General features: G+C 44.0%; 9 protein-coding genes and 1 pseudogene. 2 read left to right on the top strand and 8 right to left on the bottom strand.

Annotated elements, in window-relative coordinates:
• Positions 1 to 76: 76 nt before the first annotated feature.
• From AC0QT1_RS08195 to AC0QT1_RS08160, 8 genes are read right to left on the bottom strand one after another with little or no spacing between them, the layout of a single operon-like run.
• On the bottom strand, positions 77 to 1,153 hold the full coding sequence (locus AC0QT1_RS08195; RefSeq protein WP_473201306.1) for a major capsid protein: 1,077 nt from the start codon (positions 1,151 to 1,153) through the stop codon (positions 77 to 79).
• Between the two features lie 12 nt (positions 1,154 to 1,165).
• Complete coding sequence (locus AC0QT1_RS08190; protein ID WP_473202084.1) at positions 1,166 to 1,534, bottom strand: head decoration protein; 369 nt, start codon at positions 1,532 to 1,534, stop codon at positions 1,166 to 1,168.
• The gene (locus AC0QT1_RS08185; protein ID WP_473202083.1) at positions 1,531 to 1,788 is read right to left on the bottom strand and encodes a hypothetical protein; all 258 of its coding nucleotides are present in this window, start codon (positions 1,786 to 1,788) and stop codon (positions 1,531 to 1,533) included. Before AC0QT1_RS08185 ends, AC0QT1_RS08190 begins: the two co-directional genes overlap by 4 nt.
• Positions 1,789 to 1,793: 5 nt before the next feature.
• Positions 1,794 to 2,864 carry a S49 family peptidase gene (locus tag AC0QT1_RS08180; RefSeq protein ID WP_473202082.1) on the bottom strand — a complete coding sequence of 357 codons (1,071 nt, stop codon included), beginning with the start codon at positions 2,862 to 2,864 and terminating at the stop codon, positions 1,794 to 1,796.
• Entirely contained in the window at positions 2,854 to 4,398 is a 1,545-nt protein-coding gene (locus AC0QT1_RS08175; RefSeq protein WP_473202081.1) for a phage portal protein, read from the bottom strand. The genes AC0QT1_RS08180 and AC0QT1_RS08175 overlap by 11 nt, the downstream gene beginning before the upstream one ends.
• Positions 4,398 to 4,646 (bottom strand): phage head-tail joining protein, encoded by a 249-nt coding sequence (locus AC0QT1_RS08170; protein WP_473201309.1) that lies wholly within the window; start codon positions 4,644 to 4,646, stop codon positions 4,398 to 4,400. Before AC0QT1_RS08170 ends, AC0QT1_RS08175 begins: the two co-directional genes overlap by 1 nt.
• Positions 4,647 to 4,649: 3 nt before the next feature.
• A complete protein-coding gene (locus tag AC0QT1_RS08165; protein WP_473202080.1) occupies positions 4,650 to 6,596 on the bottom strand; it encodes a phage terminase large subunit family protein in 1,947 nt (648 codons plus the stop codon).
• Positions 6,586 to 7,134: a hypothetical protein gene (locus AC0QT1_RS08160; RefSeq protein WP_473202079.1), complete on the bottom strand. Its 549-nt coding sequence runs from the start codon at positions 7,132 to 7,134 to the stop codon at positions 6,586 to 6,588. Before AC0QT1_RS08160 ends, AC0QT1_RS08165 begins: the two co-directional genes overlap by 11 nt.
• An 84-nt stretch (positions 7,135 to 7,218) precedes the next feature.
• On the opposite strand from AC0QT1_RS08160, the gene AC0QT1_RS08155 reads away from it, so the two are divergent.
• On the top strand, positions 7,219 to 7,485 hold the full coding sequence (locus tag AC0QT1_RS08155) for a BrnT family toxin (RefSeq protein ID WP_473202078.1): 267 nt from the start codon (positions 7,219 to 7,221) through the stop codon (positions 7,483 to 7,485).
• Positions 7,463 to 7,557 (top strand): annotated as a pseudogene (locus tag AC0QT1_RS08150) (BrnA antitoxin family protein); the annotation flags it as partial. The gene AC0QT1_RS08155 and the pseudogene AC0QT1_RS08150, both read left to right, overlap by 23 nt.

Here is a 7,557-nt window from a genome sequence, read left to right as displayed (position 1 = left end):
CGTATAGATGACGGGCTGCCCAAAGGTGTTGCGTACCTCTTTTACCATTGTGTTGAGCAGCCCGTGCCATAGCATGTTATTTCCCTCCAATGACGGCTTTGAACAGCATTTCAGGACGTGTGCAAATGTAAAGCGGATAGCTGTAGACTTCAGGCTTTACCCATGCATTACGGTCGTGATCGACGATCAGCATCGTGTAGAGAGGTTTTCCAACCGTGTTGGCAAAATCTAAGCTTTCCCCAGGTGCAAAGGTTTTCTGGAATACGCCAGGCGCATCAACAGGAAAGAATTGACATTCATCAGGCTTAATTCCTATCGCACGCTTTGTTCCAGCCTTTGCACTCACATTATAGTTATGAATACTGCGATAATTGATAAAAGTGATACCGGCAAAATCAAAACTCCCAAAGCTCCCCGTACCAAGAGCACTTGGTGTTGCAACACCTCCTGCGCTATTGAGTGTCTGAGCTAAGGCTGTGTTTAAATAGGTTTCACGAATTGTTTTATGGTTTTTCAACTTAGAAAAAAACGTATTCCCACAAAGTCCAATAATCCGTGAACGGTCAGAAAATGCTCCTTTTGAAGCTTCAATCATTCTCATAATGACCTGATCAACATTATCAGCAACATTGGTTGTTTCACTCTCCAGTTTAAAGTCAATTGGCTTTGGTGGGGTAATTTCCCATTCTTTGTACCAATCGACAATCACCGAACCATCAGCATCAAGGACAACACCTTGAACAGCACCAAGCTGCATATTTTCCCATGTCAATTCGATTTCAGAAATCAGTTTCTTTTGTTTTCTGGCAATATATTTCATTGCCGTCTCTAACTGATCTTCTGTACCAAATTCACGCCGGTTTTGGATTTCTTCTGATTTCACAGTATCACTTTTGGCAATACGGGTTGTTTTGAAAAACCGAAGATTACGACTGTCTCTGTCACCTTCTGCTAAAGGGGCTCCGCGTTCACTGGTTTGAATAAGCGAAAATGTATTGTCACGCCGTTCAATACCAACCACTGTGGTGCTGGTTTCAACGTCTTCAAAAAGATTGAGAGAGCTTACAAGACCCGGTTGAAACTCATAGTTTTCAATGGCTTTCATCATTGTAATGCTTGAGAAAGCATCATGTTTAAAAAAATTCATATCCATGTGTGCATTCTCCTATCGCAACAGAATGGTGTTGTTCTCTTCTAAAGATTGAATAGCTTCCATCTTTTCTTGCTCCAGTATTGCATCCGGCCAGATCAGTTCAGAAGCTTTCACTGTGCTCAAACGCGCTGTAATGACGGCACATTGCTCTGCACCTGTTGCATCAACGGTAGCATAAGAAATCCCTGCGGGCACTTCACTGCCATCGGATGCTGCTGGATTAAGAGGGACATATTGTTCGGTTTTTGTCACCTTTCCCATGACAGTCCCAGCCTCAATGAAAGCTCCCGATGCAAACACCACTTGTTCATTTGATATGTCAGGGTCGTAGCGCCCAAGATAAGCGCCATTGCGAACATCTTCATAAATAATATGACTCATTGTATTTTCTTCCAAATTGATTGCCATTTTGCATGAATTTTCGCCTTGCTCTCTCCATCACCATGGGGAACATAGGGTGACACTTTTAAGGAGGCGCTTTGCGAGCTAGCCTCCGTCAATACACACTGGCGTGCTTTCTCGATACTCATGCCGTTTTTAATAGCCTTTGCGGCATCAAAAGAAACCCCTAAGCGCTTTGCTTGCCTTTCAAGGGTTGTCAGTGCTTGAGCGCGTTTTCTTTCTTGTTCAAGCACGGCTTTTATGTTTTCGCGCTTGTTCTCATTGTCTTCATCCTCCTCTTCGTCTTCTTCGTCAAAGATTTCGGCGTTTTTATCGATGTCGTGATCGTCTTCGTCCTCTTCTTCATTGAGGATGTCGGCGATCTTTTCATCATCATCTTCTTCTTGTTCGGCGCGATATTGTGTGCGTGCCATGTGTTTTGTCCTTCTTTTGCTGTTACTGTTTGGGGTTGTGAGATGGAATCCGTTAAGGCTTCCAAAGCTTGCGCAAGAGTGCCTTGCGCATCTGCTAATCCAAGCGTGATAGCTTGGGTGCCTATAAAAGTTTCTGCTTTTGTGTCGCGAATTGCATCAGTATTCAGGGGTCTGTTTTGTGCTACCCAATTGACAAACATCTCGTAGAGCAGGGCGCAATCTGCTTGCATTTTGTTAAGCGCTGCATCAGCTAATGGCTCGTGAGGATTACCATGAACCTTGTGATCCCCTTCAAAGACAAAGGTCCATTTAAGCCCCTGTTTCTCATCCGCGCTTGATTGGTCAAGATGCGCACAAACCACCCCAATTGAGCCGACAACGCTTGTGCGCGCAACCCAGATTTGTAAAGCAGAGCAAGCAATGGCATAAGCAGCAGAACAGGCAAACTCATTGGCATGTGCCCAAATTGGTTTTTGATAGTGTTGTGAGAGTGCTTGAAATTCTTCAACCAAATCAAACACCCCGCCGGCTTCTCCACCACCACTGTCAATATCGAGCAAAACAGCCAGGACATCAGGCTGTTTAATGGCTTCACGAAAAGAGGCGCTTAAGCCTTCATAAGAGGTAAGACCCGATAGTGCACCAAGCCATGCACCGCGGCGCACCAAGGTGCCATGAACCGGTAGGATGGCAATATTATTGCGCACCACGTAACTCTCAGGTGGTTTGAAAGATGCGCTATCCCCTTGCGAAAAAGCCTGAGGAGCAAACTTTTCTCCTGCAAAAAGACGCGGTGCAAGAGCATTAAGAATGACATCAAGCTTTGTTGAGGCAAGCATATGAGGAACACCAAAAAGCCGTGATACTAAAAACGGCATGTCAAGATTATTGGTCATTTTTGTGTGCCTCACTGCCTTGGTTGCTTTCATAAGTCTCAGAAGGATCTGAATCTGTGGAATCCATCGCTTTCTGTGCACCAGAAGGATTCGCCATATCGGTATCAAAAGATAACCCCCGTGCCCGAGCATCGGTGTGTTCTTCCTCAAGTTCGGCATGGATGCTATCGATATCAAACCCCCGTTCGGCAAGTGCCATCCGTCGAGTTTTTAAACCGGCGCGGATTTCTTCTTTTTCCGCCGAGATATCTTTGTTTGGATCAATCATTTCAAGCGGGGGCGCAAAGCTTTCACATTGAAGCCATGGCAAGGGGTTTTCTTCCCAGCCTGGCAAATTGACGCATCCAGAAAGGACAGACATTTCCACAAAGCGCTCCCAGACAATGCGGTTGAATTGAAAGGCAATGATATGTTCGCGCCATTGTTTGACGTGACGTCTAAACTGAATAATGGAGGTGCGCACATTGGAGAAATTACCCCGCGTAACGTCTCCAGTGACAACGGCATAAGGCATATTGAGAGCCGAGCAAATTTTTAAAATATTGCGAAATTGAAAGGCTTCATAAGAACCACCAACTTCAACAGGATTTGAAAATTTTATCTCTTTATTTTCTCCTAAATAAAATGATCCACCTGGTTTAATGACAGGCAATTCGGATTCTTCTTCAACGTCTTTTTCGTTACGATTATCAAGTAATTTGGCGTCGTTTTGGGAATTTCCTGAGATAAACACCGCGAAAAGAGCTGCTGTCCTTTTTCGATCAAGTTCCGCATCATCATAGGATTCCAGTTGAAAGATCTTTGTCATACAGCGCGTTATTTTAGGAGAACCGCGCAATTGTCCGGCAATACGGCGCTCTTTGATATGAAGGACCATTTCAGCAGGGATACGCACGCGCTCTTGGCTCTTAAATGCACTGTTTGCAGGGCAATCATCATAGGGGTGGTGTTCCCAGAAATGATAAGCAACACGCTTGCCACTGGCATCAAATTCAATACCCATACGAATGTAGTTGCCTTTAATTTCAGCAGGTCCATTGTAAGTGAGATCCAGCATTTCGGTTGGATAGATTTGTAATTGAAGAGGCACCCCAGAGCGTCCATAAAGGTCAACATAATGTAGTCTTACAAAACATTCGCCGGTTAAAAAGACTTCTCGTGCAATTGTTGCTTGCAGACCATAAAAGCTCGCATCTTCATCATAATCCGCCTCATCAACCCATTGCCACCATAAGTCTAAAAGCTTTTTCTTTTGTTCTTGAAACCCTTCAATGCGAGGATAGGGTTTAATCCCATCACTCACAGCTGCGGAAACCCATTCTTCTGTTGCCGAGCCATAAAGAGATTCATTGTCATAAAGCCATCTTGAACGAGCAGTAATGGTTTCGCCGCATTCTTCAATCGCTTTATTGATATGTTTTTTGGCGGGGTCAAACCCACCCATGCGACGGCTTTTGCTTGCAGCTTCAAGAGGCGGATTGTGTTGACGAGAAATTGTAAAAAAGCCCGTGAGTTTATTGATAAAGCCAGCCATTAATAGCCTCGTGATATATTAAAATAGAAAACACGTGAACGTTTGTGTCCTTCAAGGTTGGCTATTTGCGTATTCAGCATCTCAAGTGCTCTGCGAAGTTCCTCAACAGAACGGTTGCTTACTTGCTTATCTCCATGGCGCACTGATTGCGCACCTGAATAAAGAGCTTCTTCAATTTGTTCGCGCCGCCTTTTTAAACTTTCCAGTCTGTCAGTTTTGCTGTTTACTTGGTTCAAGTCTGTACGCATAAATTACCTCCAATCCCCTTGCATATAAGGACTGATCACCATTCTGATTTTTTTCTTTTTAGGCTGTGCTGTCTGAGATCTTCTTGGAGAAGTGGATGAAGAAATCCCTGATGTTGGCTGTTCTAAAGAACCGTCAACTTTAAGTTTTTCCAAACGCTCTTCTAAGATATCGACTTCTCGATTAAGGTTTATTCCTGCCGAAATCAGCCCCTGTAAAGCGGCATAAGCATAGACCCTACAATCCAAAGCCTCGTTTCTTGCTTTCTCACTTTTTTGCCATTCAATGCGTTTGAAACCTTTAAAATATTTGATGACTTTTCTTTCAGCCGTGAGCTGGTCAAAATATTCCCGATCAAGGCTTTTATGAAAGTGTGTTGCACCAGCTCCCGATGCTTCAGGACCGGATTTTTTTAATCGTGCCGTGATAATATCTTTCGCTGCATCAACACCAACAATATAGAGATTAATCTGTCCTTTATTGTTTCTGCTTGGACGGCGTGGCCACACCGCACGCCATCCCGCCTGTCCCTTAATTCCCCAGATGCGTCGTCCTTCACGGGGGCGTACATAATTGTAAACGGCTTGTGTATGTCCACCACCAGTATCAATACAAGCCGCTGTTATTCTGATGCCATCTTTGTAACCAGAGTGTGGCCAGCGCCTTGTCAGATATTCATCCAGTTGGTCCCATACTTCAAAAGAAGACGGATCACCAGGAATGATGTGATAATGAATGTGCCAGCTTTCTTCACCACGCCCCCATCCAACCACTTCAAGTTCTAAGCGGTCGTTTTGCACATCGATGCCGGCGGTCAATAATACGGCTTGCGGCGGTGCAATGGGATAATCTTCGCGTTTTGCATAGAGGCTATCGGTATCGATGACTTCTCCCGTTCTATCTTCCCAAGGTTCGCCAAGAACTGTATTAATAAAAACCTGTAAAAGAGCAGGGTCCTCTTTGGCTGTTAAAAATTCGCGTGCACAATCGCCCCAAGTCTGCCATGGCGAATAAAGTGCTGAAATATGGTAAGAACGCAAACGAGGCTTACTTGACTCTTGAGTTGCGATCCAGCAGGCACCGTTTTCTTCCGCCATTAAGGTAGCTTTGCGATGTTCTGCATGTTCATGACCACAATGCGCACAAACAAATACAGCTTTTTCGGGGGCGCCTTTCGGCCATTTGATTTGCGACCAAACAATGGGCTGTAGAACCCCACACGCATCGCAAGGAACATTGTAATATCTCTGATCACCAAGCACGAAATCCTTGGCAATACGGCTTGTGTCACGGTGTGTCGGTGTGGACAATTTAAAAATTTTGCGTTGAATAAAAGCAGAGGTTCGCTTTTCAGCAATTGTTACAGGATCGCCTTCATTATCCACATTCAATGGATAAGCATCGACTTCATCTAAAACCAAGTAGCGAATAGGGGAAGAACGCAAACCAGCAGCACTATTTGCTCCAGTAATCATCAACGTCCCACCATAAAATTCCTTTGAAAACATTGTATTTCCGCTGTCGCGTGCACGGGCAGGGGCAATGCGTTCACTTAAAACAGGGCTTGCCATAATCATTGGATCAAGACGCGTTTTTGAAAGTTTCTTAGCGGTCTCAACTGTCGGCATTACATAAAGAGCGGGTCCTGGACTATGATGAATGGCATAACCACAAAAGTTCAAGGCTGCTTCCGACATTCCAATCTGAGCCCCCTTCATCACAACGGTTGTTTCGGTTGGATCATAAACAGAAAGATTATCCATGATCTCACGTAAATAGGGGGTACGCATTGTCCTCCACAGACCAGGCTCTGCACTGGTGACTGTACTCAAATAACGATTTTTATCAGCCCACTGAGAAACCGTATAAGGCGGGTCAGGACGGCGTCCTTCATTCGCGTAGGTAAAAAAGATTCCAGCACCAGCTGATGGGGGAGAAGCATCATTTGTCATGTTCTGTTTTCTCTTCTAAAATATCAGGGTTGTGAAAAGAAACAGGGACGACATTCTCCATTAAAGCTTTGCGCATATGATGATCGATAGCACCAATAAGGCTAGCGGCATCACATCCCGCTTGCGCGGCAATTTCAGTACCAAAGCGATGGGCAAAATTGAGCATTGTATCTCGATGCGCTCTTCCAAAGCGCCATGCTTCTTTCCTCACTTCTTCACGATCAACAGTTGTTTCTCGTAACTGCTCAAGGGCAATCTTTTCTCTTTCAAGCGCAACTTGCATTCGCTCCAATTTGATCTCAAATTCGTTGGCTGCTTTCGCGGAATCCTGTTTAATTCGTGTAGATTTCTGATGAGTTTTCTTAGTAGGATTTTGGTTCCATATCGCTGTTGCAAGGGCTTCATCAATTGAACCATCTGGAAAAACAGCTTCATTGAATTTTCCTGTTTTTAATCGAGAAACAACCGCATTAGGAGAGACACCCATCTTCTTGGCAAAAGCGCGAACCGACAGACCCTCACGATGCTTCTTGTTCATGGTTTCTTTACTCTAAAAGACTCGTGGAAATTATTGTACACTTTAATTGTTGACAGATTCATATTTTAAGTGTACATAAAATATATGAAGATCGTGTGGGATGAACCAAAGAGAGCTTTAAATATTAATAAACATAAGCTTGATTTTGCTGATGTTATTTACTTTGACTGGGAACATGCTTTCATTGATGCAACACATTCAAACCGCATGAAAGCTATTGGACATTTTTCTGATGGTACGACAGTTATTGTTTTTGCAAAGCTTGGCAATGAAGCGATATCTATTATTAGTTTCCGCCAAGCGAATAAGAAAGAAAGAGAGGTTTTCAATGACTATCAAAAAAACCTTTGAAACAAAGTATGATTATACAAAAGAAGATTGGGAATCCGTGGACTCTCCACCACTAACAGATGAAGAACTTGC

Source organism: Bartonella sp. P12B, assembly GCF_055796185.1.
The sequence above is the reverse complement of the archived record's forward strand: the minus strand, read 5'-3'. Positions and strand labels throughout refer to the sequence as shown.